The 21,272-nt window shown below is 71.4% G+C and carries 17 protein-coding genes; 3 read left to right on the top strand and 14 right to left on the bottom strand.

The genetic code is table 11. From position 1 onward, the window contains the following. From D7X32_RS33025 to D7X32_RS32965, 13 genes are all read right to left on the bottom strand, one after another. Positions 1 to 1,376: TolC family protein (locus D7X32_RS33025; RefSeq protein WP_244239318.1), on the bottom strand; the 1,376-nt coding region annotated here is incomplete at its 3' end. 160 nt (positions 1,377 to 1,536) lie between these two features. After that, entirely contained in the window at positions 1,537 to 2,190 is a 654-nt protein-coding gene (locus tag D7X32_RS33020; protein ID WP_120606553.1) for a methyltransferase family protein, read from the bottom strand. Positions 2,191 to 2,255: 65 nt separating this feature from the next. After that, on the bottom strand, positions 2,256 to 2,801 hold the full coding sequence (locus tag D7X32_RS33015; protein ID WP_120606552.1) for an RNA polymerase sigma factor: 546 nt from the start codon (positions 2,799 to 2,801) through the stop codon (positions 2,256 to 2,258). Then, positions 2,798 to 5,926 (bottom strand): efflux RND transporter permease subunit, encoded by a 3,129-nt coding sequence (locus tag D7X32_RS33010; protein ID WP_120606551.1) that lies wholly within the window; start codon positions 5,924 to 5,926, stop codon positions 2,798 to 2,800. The genes D7X32_RS33015 and D7X32_RS33010 overlap by 4 nt, the downstream gene beginning before the upstream one ends. Next, entirely contained in the window at positions 5,916 to 7,106 is a 1,191-nt protein-coding gene (locus D7X32_RS33005; protein WP_120606550.1) for an efflux RND transporter periplasmic adaptor subunit, read from the bottom strand. The genes D7X32_RS33010 and D7X32_RS33005 overlap by 11 nt, the downstream gene beginning before the upstream one ends. After that, positions 7,103 to 8,332, bottom strand: coding sequence for a TolC family protein (locus D7X32_RS33000; RefSeq protein ID WP_244239317.1), 1,230 nt, complete (start codon positions 8,330 to 8,332; stop codon positions 7,103 to 7,105). Before D7X32_RS33000 ends, D7X32_RS33005 begins: the two co-directional genes overlap by 4 nt. A gap of 104 nt (positions 8,333 to 8,436) precedes the next feature. Further along, positions 8,437 to 8,751 (bottom strand): hypothetical protein, encoded by a 315-nt coding sequence (locus D7X32_RS32995; RefSeq protein WP_120606548.1) that lies wholly within the window; start codon positions 8,749 to 8,751, stop codon positions 8,437 to 8,439. A 77-nt stretch (positions 8,752 to 8,828) separates the two neighbouring features. After that, positions 8,829 to 9,695 carry a peptidoglycan recognition protein family protein gene (locus D7X32_RS32990; RefSeq protein ID WP_120606547.1) on the bottom strand — a complete coding sequence of 289 codons (867 nt, stop codon included), beginning with the start codon at positions 9,693 to 9,695 and terminating at the stop codon, positions 8,829 to 8,831. 152 nt (positions 9,696 to 9,847) lie between these two features. Beyond that, on the bottom strand, positions 9,848 to 10,141 hold the full coding sequence (locus tag D7X32_RS32985; protein WP_120606546.1) for a hypothetical protein: 294 nt from the start codon (positions 10,139 to 10,141) through the stop codon (positions 9,848 to 9,850). A 4-nt stretch (positions 10,142 to 10,145) separates the two neighbouring features. Next, positions 10,146 to 11,666, bottom strand: a complete 1,521-nt coding sequence (locus D7X32_RS32980; RefSeq protein WP_120606545.1) for a DUF4331 domain-containing protein — start codon at positions 11,664 to 11,666, stop codon at positions 10,146 to 10,148. 148 nt (positions 11,667 to 11,814) lie between these two features. Then, entirely contained in the window at positions 11,815 to 12,942 is a 1,128-nt protein-coding gene (locus D7X32_RS32975) for a HupE/UreJ family protein (protein ID WP_120606544.1), read from the bottom strand. Further along, a complete protein-coding gene (locus D7X32_RS32970; protein WP_120606543.1) occupies positions 12,939 to 14,162 on the bottom strand; it encodes a tetratricopeptide repeat protein in 1,224 nt (407 codons plus the stop codon). The genes D7X32_RS32975 and D7X32_RS32970 overlap by 4 nt, the downstream gene beginning before the upstream one ends. Before the next feature lie 72 nt (positions 14,163 to 14,234). After that, a complete protein-coding gene (locus D7X32_RS32965; protein ID WP_244239316.1) occupies positions 14,235 to 15,272 on the bottom strand; it encodes an ornithine cyclodeaminase family protein in 1,038 nt (345 codons plus the stop codon). A 283-nt stretch (positions 15,273 to 15,555) separates the two neighbouring features. On the opposite strand from D7X32_RS32965, the gene D7X32_RS32960 reads away from it, so the two are divergent. The 3 genes from D7X32_RS32960 to D7X32_RS32950 all read left to right on the top strand — a co-directional run bounded on the left by D7X32_RS32960 (position 15,556) and on the right by D7X32_RS32950 (position 19,926). Then, positions 15,556 to 16,821, top strand: a complete 1,266-nt coding sequence (locus tag D7X32_RS32960) for a hybrid sensor histidine kinase/response regulator (protein WP_120606541.1) — start codon at positions 15,556 to 15,558, stop codon at positions 16,819 to 16,821. Between the two features lie 200 nt (positions 16,822 to 17,021). Continuing rightward, on the top strand, positions 17,022 to 18,206 hold the full coding sequence (locus tag D7X32_RS32955) for a dienelactone hydrolase family protein (protein WP_120606540.1): 1,185 nt from the start codon (positions 17,022 to 17,024) through the stop codon (positions 18,204 to 18,206). Positions 18,207 to 18,393: 187 nt separating this feature from the next. Then, positions 18,394 to 19,926, top strand: coding sequence for a methyl-accepting chemotaxis protein (locus tag D7X32_RS32950; RefSeq protein ID WP_120606539.1), 1,533 nt, complete (start codon positions 18,394 to 18,396; stop codon positions 19,924 to 19,926). Here the strand turns inward: D7X32_RS32950 and D7X32_RS32945 are convergent. Then, complete coding sequence (locus D7X32_RS32945) at positions 19,874 to 21,271, bottom strand: MFS transporter (protein ID WP_244239315.1); 1,398 nt, start codon at positions 21,269 to 21,271, stop codon at positions 19,874 to 19,876. The genes D7X32_RS32950 and D7X32_RS32945 overlap by 53 nt on opposite strands. Between the last annotated feature and the right edge of the window lies 1 nt (position 21,272).

Here is a 21,272-nt window from a genome sequence, read left to right as displayed (position 1 = left end):
GGGGAAGGGGAGGGAGCGGGAGCGGGTGCGGGCAGGCGTCCGCCCACGAGGCGCTCCAGGTCGGCACGCGCCATCCAATAGTCGCGGACCGTCTCCAGGTAGGCCCTCCAGGCTTCCACCTGATCGCGTCGCGCGATGAGGAGGGCGGGAAGGCCGATCTGCATGGCGTTGTACTGGCGTTGTGACTCCTCGACGATGGTGGTGCGCAGCGGGAGCACGACCTTCTGGTAGCGCTCCGCCATGTTCCGCAGTGTCACCAGCCTTGCCCTCGCGGCGCGCACCTCCGAGCGGGCGTTGACGGCCAGCTCCGTCAGCCGGTCCTCACCCTGGCGGTACTGCGCTTCCAGCTTCGCGATGAGCGCCTGACGCTGATCGAAGAGGGGCAGCTCCAGCGACAGCGTGGGGCCCAACAGGCGCGGTCCGTTCGCGTCGCGGTGCGTGTGCACGCCCACCTCCACGCGGCCAAAGAAGCGCGTGCTGCGCGCCAGCTCCAGCGCGTTCCACAACAGCGAGGCCTGCTTGCGGGCCGCGTCGATGTCCAACCGCTGCTGGATGGCGAGCGTCTCCAGACGTTCCAGTGACGCCTCGGATGCGGGGACCTCGGGCAGCTTCTCCGCGAGCGTCCACCGCACCCGCGCGCCATACAGGCCCATCAGGCGGTTGAGGTGTTCGCGCGCTTCGAACAGCGCCAGCTCGTCCTGTGCCAGCTCCAGCCGCGCCTGCTCCATCGCGGCCTGTTCCGTGGCCAGCGCCAGCGCCGTGATGTTGCCCGCGTCGCGCTGACGGCCGGACAGGTCCGCCGCCGCGTCCGCGGCCTGGAGCACCTCGCGGCGCAGCGCCACCAGCTGCTGCCGGGCCTGCACCTCCGTGAACGTCTGGCGGACCTCCGCCGTGGTGGCCAGGGCTTCGTGCGCGACGCGCAGCGTGTCCGCCAGGAATTGCTCCTTCGCCACGCGCTTGCGCAAGGGCAGCGTGAAGAGGTCCACGAAGCTCTGGACGATGGAGAACTCGGTCTCGGTGTTGCCGTCCGAAGACAGCGGGAAGCCGATGCTCCCGTCGAAGGACGGGTTGGTGAGCAACCCGGCCTGCACCATGTCCGCCTGCGACACGCCCAGCTCCTCGTACGTCCCCTGGAGCGCCGGGTTGTTGAGCAGCGCCACCTCCACCGCCCGGTCCGACGTGAGATCACCGGCCAGCAGGGCATCCAGGTGCTGTTGAACCTGGGCATCCTCGGGCGTCCCCTGGTTCCAACGCGTCTTCAAGCCCGTCCGCTCCTCCACGAGTGCCGCCACTTCCAGGTGGCCGCGCTCCTTTTGGACGGACGCGCAGCCACCGAGCAGCAGAACGGCGAAGAGCCAGGGGGATTTCCAGTGCACACGCGACCTCGAAAAGGGATGTGCCCGTACGGCAGCCAGGACACCGGCGCCTGTCGAGCAAGGGCCGGGCCAAGGCGTCCGGTAGCGCAACCCCACGGAATGACGGCGTCCAACAGAGCACGTTCGCATGGGCGCTTCGTGCGAGGTGTGACCGCCGCCGTCACACTGTGATGCGCGGCGCGGTGTCCAGGCCTGACGGCTCCAACCGCCCCACGCCCGGGATGAAGCGGCCCACGCGCGCCGCGTAGCGCTGATAGGTGCCGCCGTGCAGGCGGAGCAGGTGATCCTCCTCCAGCCGCACCTGGAGCGACACCAGCAGCACGTAGTCGAGCCAGCCCATCACGGTCCAGGCGCTCGGGGTCGCGAGCGCCATGCCCGTCACCACGACGAGCATCCCGCTGAAGATGGGGTTGCGCACGACGCCGAAGAGGCCTCCCGTCACCAGCTCCGTCCGCTCCGAGTCGATGCCGATGCGCCACGACGCGCCCATCTCCACCTGGGCCCGCACGGTGACGACGAACCCCACGGCGACCAGGGCCCAGCCGCTCCACCGGAGCACGCCGGGCACCCGCCACACGCCCAGGGCCTGCTCACCGAAGGCCAGGTGCGCCGCGCTCCAGAGCACGATGGCCCCCATGAACAGCGCCATGCCCACGCCGATGACGCGCTGAAGCGGTGGCCCTGAGCGATGCAGCACCAGCGCCGGACGGCCCGTGCGGCGGCGCAGGCGCACCGACGGCAACACCATGGCGAAGAGGAGGAAGGCGAGGGTGGCGGCGGGCAGGGCCGGCCGGGTGAAGGTGGCGACGTCCATGGGAGACCTCCAGCTGCGTTCCCCCACGCTGACGCCCGGCCCCGCGCGCCCTTACACCTGCTTGTTCACGCGGGGGCGCAGGCGCAGTCCCCGCAGCCCTGCGCGCAGCAGTGTCCGCACAGCTCCACCAGCTGACGGCCCAGGGCCTGCCGCGCGCGGTGCAGGCGCACGGCGGCGTTGTTGGGGGTGATGCCCGCCTCCTTCGCGTACGACGCCACGGACAGTCCTTCCAGGTCCACCCGGCGCACGGCCTCCGCGTACTCGGGCTTGAGCGTCCCCGCGAGCCCTGCCACGCAGCCGCACACCGTCGCCTCCAACCCGGAGGCGTCCTCCGTGGACAGCGGCTGTTCGTGGGTCAGGGACTCCAGCGCGGTGACTTCCCGCTGGCCCCGGCGGTGGCGGTCCACCAGGGCGTTGCGCAGGAGCCGGTAGAACCAGGCCACCGCGCTCTGGTCCTCGCGCAGGGAACCGCCCTGTTCCATGCCCTTCACGAACGCGGCCTGCAGCACCTCGCGCGCGGCCTCCTGGCTCCCCACGCGCGGCGTAAGGAAGGCGAGGAACGCATGGTGATGGCGCAGCAGCGTGTCCAGCGCCTCCGGAGACAGGTTCATGCCGGGACCTTTCGCGCCGCCCTGCGCGCGGCGATGCGCTCCTGGAACCCATGCACCAGCGCGTAGAACGTGGGCAGGGCCAGCAGCGTGAAGAGGGTGGACGTGACGAGCCCGCCCACCATCACCACCGCGAGCGGACGTTCGATCTCCGTCCCGTGCAGCGGCAACACCAGCAGGGGCAGCAACCCGAGGATGGCCGTGCCCGCGGTCATCAGCTTGGGGCGCACGCGGCCGAGGCTCGCCTCTCGCACGGCCTCCGCGAAGGGCTTGCCCCGGCCCATCAGGTCCTTCGTCTGCGCCACGAGCACCAGGCCGTTCTGCACCGCGATGCCGAACAGACCGATGAGCCCCACCAGGCTGGACACGTTCCACGTCTCTCCTGCCAGCAACAGCGCGAGGATGCCGCCCACGAACGCGTCTGGCAACGTGGCCAGGATGACCAGCGCCTCCGCCACGGAGTCCAGCGCGAGGTAGAGCAGGACGAACACCGCCAGCAGCGCCAGGGCGATGGCCACCGTCAACGCCTGCGCCGCGCGCTCCTGGCTCTCCACCTTGCCGCCCACGTCCACGAAGTAGCCCGTGGGCAATTTCAGCTGCGTGGCCAGCACCTCCCGCAGCTCCGCCGCGGTGCTGCCCAGGTCGCGGCCGGACACGCCCGCCTCCACCGCGATGCGCCGGCTGCCCGCTTCGCGGCGCACGCTTCCCGCGCCGGTGGTCTCTTCGATGGTTGCCAGCTGGCTCAGCGGGATGCGCGTGCCGTCGTGCCCGTCCACCAGCAGGTTGCGCAGGGCGTTCACGTCGCCCCGGCGGTGGTCCGCCAGCCGGAGCACCAGGTCGTAGCGGCGTTGGCCCTTCCAGATCTGCGCGGACTCCTCGCCCACGAGCCCCACGCGGACGGCCCGGATGACGTCCCCGGGCGTGAGCCCCACGCGCGCCACCGCCGCGCGGTTCACCGCGATGCGCAGCTGCGGCAGACCGCTCAGCCGCTCCGCCCGCAGGTCCTCCACGCCGTCCACCTTGGCCATCAGTGCGCGCGTGCGGTCCGCGAGCTCCGCCAGCGTGTCCAGGTCCGGCCCGAAGATGCGCACGGAGAGATCCGCGGGGCTGCCTCCCAGTCCCTCGTCGATGCGCATCCCCAGCGGCGTGGTGAAGAGCACCGACACGCCGGGCACCTTCCCCACCGCCTCGCGCATCCGCGACTCCAGTTCCTCACGGCCGCCCGTCGCGTCCTTCTTGAGGACCACCAGCACGTCGGACAGGGTGTGGGGCATCGGGTCCTCGGTGCGCTCGGCACGGCCCGTGCGGCGCACCACGTCCTCCACCTCCGGGAACTCGCGCAGCACGTCCTCCACGCGGTGGTTGAGGCGGTCCACCTCGTCCAGCGATGCCTCCGGCGGCAGCACCGTCTGGAGCAGGAACGCACCCTCGTCCAGCCGGGGCATGAAGTCGCTGCCCACCATGAAGGCCAGGCCGAGCGCGGGCACGGTGATGGCCAGCGCCACCACGCGCACGAGGCCCGCGTGACGCATGCACCTGTCCAGCAGCGGCGCGTACGCGGCCTTCACCTTGCGGATGAGCCACACGTCCTCCGGCGAGTCCTCGCGCGGCGCGCGCAACAGGAGCCCCGACACCACCGGCACCAGCGTGAGCGCCAGCGCGAGCGATGCGGCCAGACACGCCACCACCGCCGCCGCGAGCGGCTGGTACATGCGGCCTTCGATGCCCGTCATCGCGAAGAGCGGGATGAACACCGCGACGACGATGAGCGTGGCGAAGGCGATGGGCCGGCCCACCTCCAGCGCCGCCGCCAGCGCCTCGTCGCGCACCGAGCGGCGGCCCTTGCCCTCGCGCAGGTCGTGGATGACGTTCTCCACGACGATGATGGCTGCGTCCACCAGCAGGCCCACCGCGATGGCCAGGCCTCCCAGCGTCATCGTGTTCAACCCGATGCCCGCCGCCTTGAGCAGCAGTCCCGCCAGGGCCAGCGACAGGGGCAGGGTGAGCGTGACGATGAGCGCCGCGCGCCAGTCCCCGAGCATCAGGAAGAGCACGCCCACCACCAGGAACGCCCCCAGCAGGATGGCCCGGCCCACGCCTCCCAGCGCGGAGCCCACCAGCTCTGATTGATCATAGACGACGCGCAGGTGCACGCCCGGCGGCAGCGAACGGCGCAGCTCCTCGATGGCGGCGCGCACGCCTTCGGCCACCCGCACCGTGTCCGCGCCGAACTGCTTGCTCACGCGGCAGCTCACGACCTCGCCCTTGAGCCGGTGCGCCATGCCCCGGCGCATCGCGGGGGCTTCGCGCACGTCCGCGACGTCTCCCAGCAGCACCGGCGTCCCGTCCCGCAGCGCGACCACGGTGTTGTTCAGGTCCTCCACGGTCTCCGCGCGGCCCACCGCGCGCACGGCCCACTCCATGGGACCCTGCACCACGAAGCCGCCGGACGCGTTGACGCTGGCGCCTTCCAGGCCGTGCTGCACTTCATCCAGGGTGATGCCTCGCGCCACCAGTTGATCCGGATCCAGCAGCACCTGGAACTGGCGCAGGTAGCCGCCCAGCCGCTCCACGCCCGCGACGCCGGGCACCGCGAGCAGCCGGTTCTTGACGTCGAACTCCGCCAGGTCGCGCAGCGCCATCAGGTCCGCGCTGCCGGGCTCCGCTTCCAGCGTGAACTCGAAGACTTCATTGAGCCGGCCGGTGAGGCTGGACACGAGCGGTGCGTCGGTGCCGGGCGGCAGCTCGCCTTCCACCTGCGCCACGTGCTCCGCCACGTACTGACGGCTGCGGAAGTAGTCCGCGTCCGGTTCGAACTCCACCGTCACCTGCGTGACGCCCAGCTGGGACGTGGAGCGGATGCGGCGCACCTGCGGCAGGCCCGCCAGCGCCACCTCCATGGGGATGGCCACCGCCGTCTCCAGCTCCTCGGCGCCCATGGCCGGGTTCTGCACGATGACGTTGAAGATGGGCGCGGACAGGTCCGGGAACACGTCCTGACGCAGGTTCTTGAGCGCCACCGCGCCGAAGGCCGCCAGCGCCAGGACGACGAGCACCGTCAGCCCGGGCCGGGCGAAGGACGCGCGCAGGATGCGCCCCGGCAGCGTCGTGCGTGGATCAGTGGCCATGTTCGTCACCTCCGCCCTGGGACTTCTCCACCTCGGCCTTGAGCAGGAACGCGCCTTCCACCACGACCTCATTCCCGACGGCGAGCCCCGACAGGACCTCCACCTGCGTACCCAGGCTGCGGCCCCGGCCCACCTCGCGCTGTTCGAAGACGCCGGCCTCCGCCGTGGGCAGGAACACCACCCAGCCGTTCTCCAGCCGCTGGAGCGCCGCCGCCGGCACGGCCGTGAGCGTGGCGCCCGGATCTCCCAGGGGGATGGACGCCGACGCGGACATGCCCGGCCGCAGGATCCCCTTGCTGTTGTCCAGCTCCAGGCGCACGGGGATGGTGCGGCTGTGCGGATCCACCCGCTGCCCCACGTGGCCCACCTTCGCGGCGAACTCCTGGCCCGGGAACGCGGCGAAGGTGACGCGCGCTTCGGCTCCGGGCTTCAGGCGCACGGCGTCCCGTTCGAACGCATGGACGATGAGCCACAGCGACGACAGGTCTCCGATGCGGAAGAGCGGTTGTGATGGATCCGCCATCTGCCCCAGCCGCGCGGTGCGCTCCACGACGGTGCCGTCGATGGGGGCCTTGAGCACGAAGCCCGACGTGCCATCACCCCCGGCGCTGCCCGCGCCCAGCGCCGTGAGCGAGGCCTTCGCCGCGGCGACCTCCGCGTCCGCGGCGGCGGCATCGGCTTCAGCGGCCTGCGCGTCCTTGCGCGCGACGATGCGCTCCTCGGCCAGCGTGCGCTTGCGGTCCGCGGCCTGCCGGGCGGCGGTGGCTCGGGCCTGGGCGGCCTGGAGGTCCGCGCGGCCGCGGCCCAGCTCCGGACTCTGGAGCTCCGCCAGCCGCTGGCCCTGCTTCACGACCTGGCCCGTCGTCACGGCGACGGAGGCCACGCGCGCGGAGACCGGTGACGCCACCTCCGCGTAGGCGTCCTCGCTGAAGGTCAGCTCTCCCAGCGCGGTGACGCTCTCTCCGCCCGGGCGGGCCTCCACCTTCGCGGTGGTGACGCGCAGGTCCCGGAGCATCTCCTGGGGGACGTGCACGTGGATGACGTCTCCGGACTCGACGTGGAGCTTCTCCGGGGACGCCTCGTCGTGACCGTGTTCGTGCGCGTCGTCGTGTTCCGCCTTGGAGGACTTGCAGGCGGTGAGGCCCACGAGGGCTGCGAGCAACAGAAGGGTGGGCTTCATGGCAGGACTCCGGTTTCCACTTCGAGCTGCACACGGGCAAGGGCGGCGCGCGTGAGGCCGTCGAGCCACGCGGCCCGCGCCTCCAGCGTGTCGCGGCGGATGAGGAGGAACGCGGCGAGGTCCATCTCTCCGGCGTCGTACGAGCGCTGCGCCAGCGCTTCGTTGTCGTCCAGCAGCGGCAGGACCTCCTCCAGGGCTCCGAGGGCGTCGCGGCTCGCGCGGTAGCGTTCGCTCGCGGCCTGGACCTGGGCGGGCACGACGATGCTCGCGGCGCGGAGCTCGCCCTCGGCGCGGCTTGCGTCCGCTTCACTGACGAGGCGCGCTTCCTGTCCGCGGGCGAAGAGGGGCAGGGGCACGCTGAGCGTTCCCAGGAACACCGTTTCGTCCGCCTCCTTCTGGTAGCGCACGCCCAGCGCCACGTCCGGCAGCACCTGGCGCCGGCCCAGCGTCGCGGCGGCCTTCGCCTGCGCCTGTTCCTGCTCCAGGGCCACCAGGTCCGCGCGCGTCCCGCCGCCGTCCGGCGCCGCGCGTGGAGGCGCCAGCGCGAGCGACCGCAGATCATCGTCGAAGGCGCGGGCCTTCTCCGTGCGGTAGCCCAGGCGCCCCTCCAGCTCCGCCCGCAGCGCGGAGACCTCTCCCTGTGAGACCCGGACCTCCGCGAGGGCGCGGGCCCGCGCCACCTTCGCGACGTTGAGGTCCACCGCCGGCACGTCACCGGCCGCGTAGCGCCGCTCCGTGGCCTGGACGGTGCGCGCCGCCGCATCCGCCGCGGCGTTCACCAGCTTCAATCGCTCACGGGCTTGCAAGAGGCGCAGGTACGCGGCGGCCACGTCCCCCAGCACGAGCCGTTCCGCGTCGCGCAGGCGGGCCTCTTCCATGGACAGTCCGGCGCGCGCCGCCTCCCGCCGCAGGCCCTGCTTGCCTCCGAGCTCGAAGGGCTGTGCCAGACCCACCGCGAGGTCCAGGCCGTGGTCGCCATTGGCGAGCCGTCGCGACCCGACCTGGAAGTCCAGCTGGGGGTTCTCGCGCAAGAGCGGCGCGGCGCTCGCCAGGGGCCCCTGGGCGGCGCGCACGCGGGCCCGGGCCTCCACCAGCGCGGGGGCGTGTTGGCGCGCCAGGGCGAAGGCGTCCTGGAGGGTGATGTGGGATGGATCCGCGCCACCAGGGCGCGGCCAGAGCAGTGCGGCGGCCAGCCCGAGGGCGGCCGTCGCGGAACGAATGGGCACGGGGGAAGACCTCTTCGGAAGGCGGCCGCGCGCACCCATGCACCCGGGCAGGAGGCCGGGCACACCGGTGGCGGGGCGCGTGCGAACGACGACGGACGCGGGCCTTAGGCGAGAGGAACTATGGGGACGTGCAGGATGTCATCCGCGTCGGCGGACGACGGCTCGGCGGCTTCGAGCGTGAGGGGCGGGTCCTGGAACCGGGAGTCCGCGAGTCCCGGCAGCGGCACGGCGACGGCCAGGGGCTTCGCGTGCGTGCAGCAGGTGCAATCCACGCAGGTGGGAGCACACTGACCCTGCGCGTCGTCATCCGAGCAGCCGGTGAGGCACGTCTCCGCCTGCGCCGGCCCGAGGGCATGGGCGAGTCCGCCCCCCACGGGAGCGAGCAGCATCAGGCAGATGAAGAGCCAGAGTCGAAGCACCGGGACGGTCTTCTAGCACGCCCCGGCGGAGGCGCGCACGCCCGGCAAGGCAGGGCGAGCGGCGCGAGGAGCGCTGCTCAGCCGCCAATGCCCTTGCGCAGCCGGGCCCAGTCGAAGTTGGCCGCCGGATCGTCCTTGCGGCCCTTGGGCACGGCCACGTCCTTGTGTCCGACGATGTTGTTCGCGGGCACCTTGTACTCCTGCTTCAGGTAGCCCACGAGCTGCGTCAGTGCCTTGTACTGCGCGTCGGTGAAGGCCGTCTTGCCGCTGCCGTCGTTGACGATCTCGATTCCAATGGAGCGCGCGTTCACGTCCGTGGGCACGCCGTGCAGCTCACCCTTGCCCGCGTGCCAGGCGCGCTTGGTGTCGCCGACGAGCTGGTAGATCTTCCCGTCGCGGTCCAGCATGTAGTGCGCGGACACCTTGCTGTCCGGGTTGCGCATCCACGCCATGTCCCCGGCGCCGTTGTTGGTGCCGGTGTGGTGCAGCACGATGGCGTCGATGTCCGCGCCGTTGCGCGAGTCGCTGTTGGGCGAGGGCGCGCTGATGACCGCGGGCTTGGTGAACTTCCCCGGCTCCGTGGGCGGGGGCGTCGTCTTCGTGAGCGCCTTCTTCAGCGCCGCCGCCGTCTGCTCGCCGTAGTAGCCGGTGGTGGCGATCTTGTGGTCGCCCTGGAACTTCTTCACCGCCGCCTCGGTCGCGGGCCCGAAGCTGCCCACGCCCGTGTTCATCTGCGCCTGCGTCAGGTAGCCCAGCTTCACCAGCCCCTGCTGCAGCTGCCTCACCTTGGTCCCCGAGTCGCCCTTGCCCAGGCCGGCGGGCGGCGCCGTCACGGCGGTGGACGCGGCCGCCGCGCGCGGGGCGACGGCGTTGGTGCGCGGAGCCGTGGCGGAGGTCGCGGGAGCGGAGGAGGTGGCGCGGGGGGCCGTGGTGCGGACAGTCATGGCGGAAAATCCCAGGAAGAATGGACAGCTAGAGCTTTCGCGATTATCGGCCTGGGGGGCGCGGAAGTTGTGTGCCGGGAGTGAAACGAAACCGCCCCGACGTCCGGTGTAGGGACCGGGCATCGGGGCGGAGCTGCTGCTTCGGCCTTCGCCTACTGGAAGAAGGCGGGCGGGAACGCGTCCGTGGGCTCGGAGTCGACAAAGTTCTTGTCGTCCAGCGTCACAGGGGTGCCCGTGTCGTGGGTCTGGTTCTCGATGAGGTCCTTCACGAACACGGTGAACTCCGTGCCCGTGGGGCCGGCATCCGGCGTTCCGGAGTCGGGCGTGCCCGAGTCCGGCTGGGTGCCGCCGTCCGGCTTCGGATCATCGTCGTCGTCGCTGCACCCGCTGAAGCCCACGGCGGCTCCGAGCGCGAAGACACAGGCCAGTGCTCTCAGGTTGCGCATGGCATCACGTCCCGTCGCCGTTGGCGCCCGCGGCGGGCGTCTTCAGGTAGGGGAACACGGCGTCGAACTGCGAGGCGTCCTGCAGCACGGCGTCGTGGAACGGGGTGTTGCGCGAGGGCGCCTGGGTGTCGTTCTCGAACAGGTAGCCCATGGCCACGCGCAGCTCGATGTCCACCACGTCGTCGCCGGGGCGGCGGCCGTTGGGGAAGCCCGCCGGGTCGCAGCCCGCGAGCGTCGTGTCCAGCTTGCCGTTCAGGAAGCAGCCCGCGGCGCCCAGGTTGTTCTGGCTCGCCTTGGGCGTGGCCGGCAGCGCCATGTTCAGGCGCTGCATCTCCGCCGTGGAGCCGTTGGCGTTGACGCCGGTGACGCCGGTGAGGAACGCCGCCACCAGGTCCGTGCGCGGGAAGACGGTGGGGGCCTTCGTGCCGAAGAGCTTCTCCAGCAGCGCGGGCAGGGTGGGGTTCGTCACGTAGGTGGCGAACTGCGCGTCGTCCTTGGGCTGGCTCGCGTTGAACTTGTCCTTGTCCGGAAGGCCGATGACGATCTCGTTCACCAGCGGCATGCCCAGGCGGCTGACCTGCTGCCACGCGCCGCCGTCACGCGAGGGCTTCGCGAACGTGGGCGAGGGGTTGATGGCGCGCGCCTGGCGCACGCTCGCGGTGGTCCACCCGCCGATGACGGTCTGGCTGCCGGCCTGGAGGCAGGCGATGGGCACTTCCAGGGCCAGGGTGGTGATGCTGTTCTTCGCCAGCGGGTTGGGCACCGCGTTGCGCTTGGTGGCGTCCGTGATGATGGTCGGGTCCGCGTTCACCAGGTCGAACACCGGCCCCAGGTTGACCGCGAAGGGCTCCTTGCGCTGGCCGACGAACACCTTGCCCGGCGTGGCGCAGTCCGGGATGTTCACCGAGTAGACGTGCTCGCGCGCATAGGCTTCATACGTGGCCGGGCTGCCCAGCGACTTGGTGCCGATGTAGTCCGTGGGCTTGCGGAAGGTGGCCGAGCCGCCCACCGCATTGGTGACATCCTTGGCGGTGCCGGTGCGGCGGTTGCCCCGGACGACCTTGAGCGTGAAGGACTCCTGCACGTTCAGGTTGGACTGGTCCGCCGTGGTGATGGCGCCCACGTTGAAGAGCGGCACCGCGACCGTCTTCGCCTGGGCCCCGGTGCCGATGGTCAGCGTCGCGCCGTTGTTGGCGTTGGCCAGCGTGTTGGTGAAGCGGAACTGGAAGGTGAGGTCCTCCTGCCCGTTCCCGTCGTTGTCGATGTGGATCTCGTAGAGCGCTTCCGGATCCATGGTGAAGAAGTTCGGACCGCCGTACGGCTCCTGGAAGGGGATGTAGTCGGCGATCAGCGTCACGAAGTCCGCGCGTCCCGTTTCGTAGCTGCGGAACATGTAGAGGTCGGTCGCGTCGACCTTGGGGGACTTGGTGATGAAGGGGGCTTCCCGGTGACTCGACGCCAGGGCAGCGGTCGCGCCCAGCGTGGTCGCGACGGTGAATACCGCCGCGAGCTTCTTCGCTCTCATGTGTGGCTCCTCGGATGTGATGGAAACGGAGTGAGGCTCGCCCGGGTGTCTTGCCTGCGCAGGACATCGTCCGGGTACAGCAAGTACGCTGCGTGGATTCGCGTGGATTTACAGAACGGACGAAGACCTGCCCCACGGGGCAGGTCCGTCAGGCGAAGGACAGCGCCACGCCGAACGCGCGCTCCCAGAGCCACGCGCAGGCCACCAGCGCAATCACCGCGGATCCGCCCACGAGCAACGCACGGCGATACACGCGCGTGTCACGCAGGAGGAACGCCACGGGCAGGAACACGGCGACGCACGCGAGCTGTCCCAGCTCCACGCCCACGTTGAAGCCGAACAACGTCACCGCGAGGCTGCCCGCGGGAAGCTCCAGGTCCGCGAGCACCGACGCGAAGCCGAAGCCGTGCAGGAGTCCCAGCGCGAACGCCGCCAGCCACCGCGTGCGGTCCATCAGGGGGAAGACGTTGTTGAGCGCGGCGACGATGACGCTCGCCGCGATGGCGGACTCCACCAGCCGCGACGGCAGCGCCACCCAGCCCAGCGACGCGGCGCTCAGCGTCAGTGAGTGCGCGAGCGTGAACGCGGACACGACCTTCACCACGTCCTTCATCGCCGAGCCGAAGTCGCCCACCGGCACCCAGCGGCCCGTGGCCCGGTCGCGCCGCAGGACGGACGGCAGGAGCAGCGCCAGCAGGAAGAGCAGGTGATCCACCCCTGCCCAGATGTGCTCGATGCCGGAGTGCACCATCTGCCCGAAGCGCCGCCATGGCGACAGTCCCTCCAACGACACCTGGGCCGTGTGGCGCGTGGCGGAGAGGACCAGCGGTTCTCCGGCGCCGTCGCTGCCCACGCGCACGATGCCACGGTGCTGCGGATCGCGGTCGAAGAGCAGGGTGTAGTCCAGGTCCAGCGCGCGGGGCGCGGCCGGGCACGCGGCGGTGAAGTCCACGACGGCATAGGCCCCGTCGGAGTGACGCACCACGCGCAGCGCGGAGGCCGGAGCCAGCGGGCATGGAGCGCCCTCCGCGGACAGCTTCAGCCGGGCGAGCGCATAGCCCGCGACGTCCGGCTGTCGCGCGCGAAGCTCGCTCCAGGTGATGGCGCCGTCGCCGTCCGCGTCCAGGACCAGCACCTCCTCCAGGTCGCGCAGGGCCACGTCCCAACGGCCGCTGAAGCCGTCACCCGCGCGGTCCAGGTGCAGGTAGCTGTCGCTCGGCTTGTGGGCCAGCGCCACCAGGGGAAGCAGCACCGCCACCAGGGACAGGGCCTTCATGGGGTGGCCTTTCGCACGCGCTCCGCGAGCGCCAGGGGTCCGGGGTCGTCCGCGCCGCTGGCTTCCAGGAAGCGCAGGACGGGGGCGGCGTCGGCGGGAGTGCCATGGGCGAGCGCGGCCTCCAGGAGGATGCGCGCGTCCCAAGGCTCGTGCTGCACGTCCCAGTTCGCGCGCGCCAGTTGGAGCGCCTTCGAGGTGTTCTTCTCGACGTGGAGCGCGAAGCGGGCCTCCTCGCGCGCGTGCAGCGAGTCACCGCGCAGGTGGCTGGCCGCGTGGCGCGAAGCCAGCTCCGCCGCGAGCACGGAGGCCTCCGGCGTGCCCAGGGCCACCTCCGCGAGCACGCGGCGCAAAAGCTGGTTGTCGTCCTGGCCATGGTCCTTCGTGAGGGCGATGACGTCGCGCGGACGGCCCAGGTCCAGCAGCAGGTCCGCGTAGGCGGCGCGCGTGTAGGCGTCCGACGGGTCCATGGCGAGCACGCGGGCGAAGAGCTTCGTGGCGCGTCCGGTGTCTCCCGCGCGCGCGGTGGCTTCGGCCAGCGTGGACAGCGCCCAGGCCTCTTCGTCCGCCCCGTGGGTGCCTCGCGCCAGCGCGGCGGAGAGCTGCACGGCCGCGTCCTTCGACCGGCCCGCGAGGCTCATCACCTGCGCCTGACACACCGCACCGGCCACCGCGCCCGCGAGCGGCGCCAGCACCGCGCAGCTGCGCTTCGCCTCCGCGTGCTCACCCCTCACGCCCAGGACGACCGCGCGCGTGAGCCACGCCTGCGCGTCGTCGGGCGTCTCGCGCACCAGGGCATCCAGGTCGGTGAGGGCGGCGGGAAATTCGTGGCGGCCCTGGAGGATGGTGGCCCGCAGCAGGCGCACACCCGGAGGCGGCTGCTCCGCGCTCCACCAGGGGCCGAGCGCCGCCTGCGCCCGGCCCAGATAGCGCGGGTCGCCGGAGGCGCGCCCCTCCTCGATGTCCAACCGCGCCAGCCGCAGCGCCAGGTCCAGTTGATCCGCGCGCCCGGCCAGCGCCCGTCGCAGTGCGGCGCGCTCACGGGCCTTCGCGTCCGTCGCCGTCGCGGGGACGTGCTCCAGCACCGCGTCGCCGGTGGCCGGGGTGAAGGGCACGCGCTCCGCCGCGGGCGTCTGGCCGCAGCCGGCCAGCAGCGGTGCCACCGTCAGGGTCAGTCCGAGCGCGAGTCGCCGGACGCGGTGCGAGGGGAGGAGCGCGTGCATGCGTGTGCGGCAATACGCAGCCCACGCACGAATGGATGTCGTCCGGACGGGTTGTTCGTCCGCCAGGAACCGTCAGGTGCCCGTGGCGCGGCGCGGCGATTCCGTGCGTCCGCCTGCGTCACCGCGCACCAGCGCGTACGGATCCAACGGATCCCCGCCCAGCGATTCCAGCGCCACCAGGGTGCCCAGGCCCATGCGCCGTGCATGCTCCAGCAGCAGGCGCGTCACCACGTGATCCTCCAGCGCGTGGCCGGTGGAGTCGAACACCGTGTTGCGCTCGCGCCAGCCCTCGAACTCCTCCGGCTGCTGCACCACGGTGGCCAGGTCCGGGCCAATCTGGTCCGGGTGGAGCTGCTGACACTCGCCCTCCAGGCGCGCCTGGGCGGGAAAGTCCGGCACGACGAGGCTGCGGCGCAGGAGCGCCAGCGGCAGCTCCGCCTTGCCCGGCTGATCCGCGCCCACCGCGTTGACGTGCGCATGCGGCTGGAGCGCGTGGCCGGAGATGACGGGCCCGGCGCCCGGGGAGACGGTGGTCGCGGTGCAGAGGATGTCCGCGCGCGTCTCCAGGTCCGGCAACAGCGTGGGCCGCACGTCCAGCCCCAGGAACGCCACGCGCCGCACGAAGGAGCGCGCCGCGTCCGCGTCGATGTCGTGCACCAGCACCTGATCCAACCGGAACACGCGGCTGAGCGCGTGCAACTGCGAGACGGCCTGCGCGCCGCAGCCCACCAGCCCCAGCACCCGACTGTCCGGAGACGCCAGGTAGCGGCTGGCCACCGCCGACGCGGCGCCGGTGCGCAGCGCCGTGGCGAACACGCCGTCCATCACCGCCACCAGGTGGCCCGTCTTCACGTCGTAGACACTGTGGGTCGCGACCAGCGTGGGCAGCCCCGAGTCCCCGCGGTTGGTGGGGAGCGAGGAGGACACCCGCACCGTCAGGCTGTCCCCGCGCCGCAGGGCGGGCATCCAGCCAATCGTCCCGGACGGGCGGGGCTCGCTCACCACCTGGAAGCCCTCCCGCTTGGGAACCTGCAGGACGGATTCGTCGAACTCCCGCAGCGCGACAGTGAGCGCCTGGATGAGCTCGTCCATCAGGACGTCCAGACCCACGCCCTCCACGAGCGCGCGCAAGTCAGGGGGACCGAGCAGGAGGGTGCGAGGAGCCGGGTGAGTCATGTGGGCGGAGTCTACGCCCCTGACAGGAATTGCAACGGGTCAGTTTTGAACATGAATTCCTGTCTCGCTGTGTCTTTTGAATACAGGTGCAGGGAACAACGCGAAGCCGGGCCTGTGTTGGATGCAGGCGCTCGACGTCCGCCGGACCGGCGTAACCCCGGCTGCCTGCCCGCCACCCGAGCCGCTCCACCTCAACGTCCGAGTGAACGCCGCCTTGATGCCCCCCGCCGCCAGGACGTCCGTGCTCTCCGCCGTGTCCGACGAGTCGCCCCGCCGCACCGAGGACTCGCCCGATACCCTCCGCGCCCGGGTCCTCCTGGTGGATGACGTGCCCGCGAACCTGCTGGCCCTGGAGGGCATCCTGGAGCCGCTCGGGCAGCACGTGGTGTCGGTGCGCTCCGGTGACGAGGCGCTGAAGGCGCTGCTGCTGGACGAGTACGCGTGCGTGCTGATGGACGTGCAGATGCCGGGGCTGGACGGGCTGGAGACGGCGCGCCTGGTGCGCACCCGCGAGCGCACGAGGCACCTGCCCATCCTCTTCATCACCGCGCTCAGCCGCGAGACGGCCTACGTCACCCGGGGCTACGAGTACGGCGCGGTGGACTACCTGCTCAAGCCCGTGGACCCGGACATCTTGCGCGCCAAGGTGTCGGTGTTCGTGGAGCTGTACCTGCGCGGGGAGAAGCTGCGGCAGCAGGCGCTGGAGCTGGCGGAGCGACGGCGCGTGGAGGAGGAACTGCAGCGCGCGGCGGAGCTCGAGCAGCAGCTGTTGGGAATCGTGGGCCACGACATCCGCACGCCGCTCGCGGCCATCCTCACCACCGCCAACGTCCAGCTGACGCGCGAGGCGCTGCCGGAGAGCCAGCGCAAGGCGTTCGAGCGCGTGGCCAGGGGCGGCGAGCGCATCCACCGCATCGTGGACCAGCTGCTGGACTTCACCCGCGCGCGTGTGGGCGGAGGCATCCCGGTGGTGCCAGGCGCGGGCGACCTCAACGAGCTGTGCCGCAGGCTCGTGGACGAGTTGCGCGCGGCGAGGCCGGAGCGCTCCATCCAGTGCGACTTCGCCCACGACAGCCTCCCCGGTGTGTGGGACCTGGATCGGCTGGCGCAGGTGGTGGCCAACCTCCTGGACAACGCGCTCAAGTACAGCCCTCACGACACGCCGGTGCGCCTGCGCACCTACGAGCAGGGCGCGGACTGCGTCTTTCTGGAGGTCCAGAACGCCGGGGCTCCCATCCCCGCGCACGTGCTGCCCACGCTCTTCCAGCCCTTCCGCCGCGGCGACGGCCCGGGCCAGCGCGAAAGCCTGGGCCTGGGGCTCTACATCGCGCGCAGCATCGTGGAGGCCCACGGCGGCACCCTCCGGGTGGAATCCACCCCGGAGAGCGGGACTGTTTTCTCGCTCTGTCTGCCAAGACAGGCTTTGGCTGATACTCGCGCGCACTCCGCGTGCGCGGGCGTCGCTGCACCGATGACGGCCTGAAACACAAGGCCCATCGCGTCACGGGCAAGCCATTGCAGTGATGGCTGATTACTCCACACCAAAGCCATACAACAATCCGCCCGTATCAAAACCTCTCATTAGATGAGGCAGGCATGTGGAGGTTTTGCTACAATGCCAGACGTCCGGGAGGCGAGCCGTCCGGACGCAAAGAGTGTCCGCTTTGGGGAGGGTGCGCGACAATGAACGACAACTCGACGTGGATTCCCGTGGATGGAAGCGACCCGATTCGGGCGTGGGTGCGACGCCCCGCCTCTGGGACGGGTCCGGGCCTGCTGCTGCTGATGGTGGAGGCGTTCGAGGGAAACGCCCACCTGAAGCTGATGGCCGAGCGCTTCAGTGAAGAGGGCTACGTGGTGGTGGTGCCGGACCTCGCCGCGCTGGGAGAGCCGGAGGAGATGGACCTGAAGCCGGTGGTGGCCTGGACGCGCTCGCTGCCGGAGGTGGTGGGGCTCAGGGGCAAGAAGCAGGTCGGCGCGCTGGGCTACGGCCTGGGTGGGACGCTGGCCGCGCAGCTGGCGGCGCACGCGCACGTGGACTGCGCGGTGTCCTACTGCGCGCCGGGGATGGAGGACGTGCTCGCGCAGGCCGGTGAGAACGCGGCCCCCATGGTGGTCCACTTCGCGGAGTGGGACGGCTTCGTGCCCCCGTCCGCGGTGGCGCGGGTGAAGCAGCACGTCAGCGCCGACGTGGAGCTGTACGTGTACCAGGGCGTGCGCCACGGCTTCTTCCGCGAGGGGTCCCCGGCCTACAACCGGCCCTCGCAGATGACGGCGCACACGCGCACCCTGGCGCTGCTCAAGCGCATGATGGGGCCGCGCTACGACCTGGCCGCGCTGTGGGACAAGCACACGGAGCTGGAGTTCGCCGCCCGGGACGCGGATGCGACCATGAAGACCATGGTGGCGCACCCGTACGTCAACAGCGTGCCGGTGATGACGGGAGGCGTGGGCGCGGAGTACCTGCACCGCTTCTACGCGAACCACTTCGTGCACGCGAACCCCAAGGACACGAAGATGACCCTGCTTTCGCGCACCGTGGGTGCGGACCGCGTGGTGGACGAGTTCATCTTCAGCTTCACCCACGACATCGAGATGGACTGGATGCTCCCCGGCATCCCGCCCACCGGGAAGTTCGTGGAGGCGGCCTTCGTGGCGGTGGTGAACTTCCGCGGCGACAAGCTCTACCACGAGCACATCTACTGGGATCAGGCGGCGGTGCTGGTGCAGCTGGGCCTGATCGACCGCAAGGGCCTGCCCGTCACCGGCGGCGAGGCCGCGCGCAAGCTCTTGGATGAGACCCTCCCGTCCAACACCCTGATGGAGAAGTGGGACGAGAGCGCGCCCTCCAACCTCAAGGCGGGCTGACGCCGCCGGGATGACCTCCGCGCCCCGGGGTCGTGGCTACCCAGGGCGCGGTGTCTGACTTTCAGGGGCTGGAATGCGCGGAGCCATTGCGCCGGCTCCTCTGGGATGTCCACAATGCAGCACCTCACTGGATGGTCCAGGGGGGCTTCGTTTCCCAGACTTCCTCTGGATTTGGCGCCGCTCCCGGATGCGACTCTCCCTGTCCCAGAAGCTTACGTTGGCGCCGCTCCTGGTGGCGCTGTTCTTCACGGTCCTCTTCTTCGGCTACCTCATCCCGCGCGTCAGCTCCGCCTTCGAGGCGCAGGGCCGCGACGTGGGAGGGGCGCTGCCCGCGGCGCTGGCGGCCACGCTGCCCGCGGCGATGCCAGGGGGCCAGACGGAGTCGCTCCAGGCGGTGCTGGAGCAGGTGGCGCGCCACCACCAGGTGGCCTACCTGGCCGTCTTCGACGGCTCCGGGCAGCTGCGCGCGGTGGCGGGCGAGTACGCCCCGGCCATGCGCGAGCTGCGCGACCGGCTGGGCCGCGCGCAGGGTGAGGCGACGTTCTACGTGCGGGACGCGGAGCTGCTGGACGTGAGCTCGCGCTTCGCGAACGGGGCGGGCAGCGTGCATGTGGGCTTCAACCGCTCGGCGGCGCGCGCGCAGGTCAAGGCCATCACCACGGGCGTGAGCGTGGTGATGTTGCTGGCGCTCGCGGTGTTCGTGGTGGTGGCCATCGTGCTGGCGCGCCGGGTGGCGTCGCCGCTGGTGCAGCTGACGGAGGCCGCGCAGCGCATCGCGGAGCACGGCGACCTGCGCGAGACAGTGCGCGTGGAGGGCACGGACGAGGTGGGCCAGCTGGCGAAGGCCTTCGCGCTGATGACGTCGAAGGTGAAGGACCTGCTGCAGCAGCTGCAGGCGTCCTCGGACTTGCTGCGCGGTTCGGTGGACCACCTGAACGACTCCGCGGGCCGGCAGAACGAGATGGTGTCGCGCCACGCCGCCGCGCTGCAGGAGACGCAGGTGACGGCGCAGGAGATCCGCCAGACGTCGGTGGTGGCGTCCCGCGCGGCGGAGACGGTCATCGACGTGGCGGAGCGCGCGGAGGTGCTGGGCAAGACGGGCGAGATCGCCATCACCGAAAGCATCGAGGGCATGGTGGCCCTGCGCGCCCAGGTGGAGCAGATCGCCGAGCGCATCATGGCCCTGGGTGAGCGCACCGAGCAGATCTCCGGCATCACGGAGACGGTGAAGGACCTGGCGGACCAGTCCCACCTGCTCGCGGTGAACGCGGCCATCGAGGCGGCGCGCTCCGGGGAGCACGGCAAGGGCTTCGCGGTGGTGGCCCGGGAGATCCGCGGCCTGGCGGACCAGTCCATCCGCGCCACGAACCAGGTGCGCAGCATCCTGGCGGACATCAGCACGGCCATCTTCTCCACGGTGGAGATCACCGCCGCGGGCACGCAGCGCATGGAGACGGGCCTGGCCCAGGTGCGCACGTCCGGGGACACGCTGCGCCAGCTGTCCTCCATCGTGCGCGACAGCGTGGTGTCCGCCCGTCAGATCTCCCAGACGGTGAACCAGCAGGCCACCGGCATCGAGCAGATCTTCACCGCCGTGAACGAGCTGAACACGGTGATGGGCGACACGGTGAAGCGCATCTCCACCACCAGTGAGTCCGCCGTGGCGCTCAAGCTCCTGTCGGAGCGCGTGGCGGCGATGGTGCGCGACTACCGGCTGTAGCCGCGCGCGGCCGGGGCAGGAAGCGCTCCACCACCTGGGCCACGGTGCGCGTGGTGGCGGCGCCGGGTTCGTTCACCCGGGCCGCGAGGAAGGCGGCGCCCAGCCGGGCGACCGACGACACGACGAAGAGGACGTGCAGGTTCACCCACAGGTGTCCGCCCAGCATGAATTGCTGGGGCACCTGCGCCGCCAGCGCCCCGCCCAATGCCGCCGCGGCCGCGTACGCGAGCCCGCCCGCGGTGGCGAACGCCGCCAGGTAGAAGGGCCGGCCCCGGCGCGGCGCCACCGTGAGGGGCAGCGCGAAGATGGCCAGGCCGTGGCCGCTCCACAGCGAGCCCGCCAGGAGCACGTCGAACAAGAGCGGCCAGAGCGTCCCCGCCGTCGGCAGCAGCCACAGCATGGGGATGGCGCTGATGCCCAGCGAGCAGAGCATCAGCACCGGCTGCGCGCCCAGCCGGTCGATGGCGCGGCCCCACAGGGGCGCCGTCAGCACGCGCACCCCCGCCACCGCCGCCGCGTGCAGGGCCATGATGACGAAGGTCATCTTGAGGTTCTGCAGGCTGTGCAGCGCGAAGAAGGGGGCGGACACGCCCACCGCCGCGTTCCATGCGACTTGATACAGGAGCACCCGCCGCGCGCCGTCGTCCTTCCAGGGCAGCAGCGCCGCCTTGAGCTCCAGCTTCGGCGTGGTGCCCGGGGGCGCCGGGTCATGCTGCGCGGCCATCATCAGCGTGGTGACGACGCCCATGACACTGGCGACGAGCGCCAGGAGCGGCAGCGCCAGTCCCACCCCGTCCAGCCCCTTCAGGCGGTCCATCAGCAGGCCCGCGGTGAGCGACGCGCCGGTGCCCATCAGCGTGATGAGCGCGGTGCGCTTGCCGAAGAAGCGGCCCCGGATGGCGCCGGGGACCAGCTCTCCCATCCACGCGACCCAGGCGTTGTTCCCCACCACGGCCAGCACCGCGGAGGCCCCGGCCACGGCGAGCAGCAGGTGCTGCCGTGCCTCCAGCGGCAGGCCCAGCCACGGCATCAGCGCCAGGGGCAAGAGGGCGATGCGGGACAGGCACACCGCGGTCAGCGCCACCCGCCGGTGGCCGAAGCAGAGCGTGAGCCAGGCGGCGGGGAACTGCACGAACTGCGAGAAGAACGGCAGCGCCGTCATCACGCCCACCAGGAAGGGCCCCAGCTTCAGCGCGATGGCCCACGCGGTGAGCACCGTGGGACCCGCGCACGCGGTGAACACCTCCGAGAACATCCCCTCCACCACGGACACCCGCAGCGACGCGCGAAGGCGCCGGTGCAGGGGCAGGCTCCGGTGGCCGTCCGGGGGCTGTCTCTTATACACA

Origin of the sequence: Corallococcus carmarthensis (assembly GCF_003611695.1) — a bacterium.
Taxonomy (GTDB): Bacteria; Myxococcota; Myxococcia; order Myxococcales; family Myxococcaceae; genus Corallococcus; species Corallococcus carmarthensis.
The sequence above is the reverse complement of the archived record's forward strand: the minus strand, read 5'-3'. Positions and strand labels throughout refer to the sequence as shown.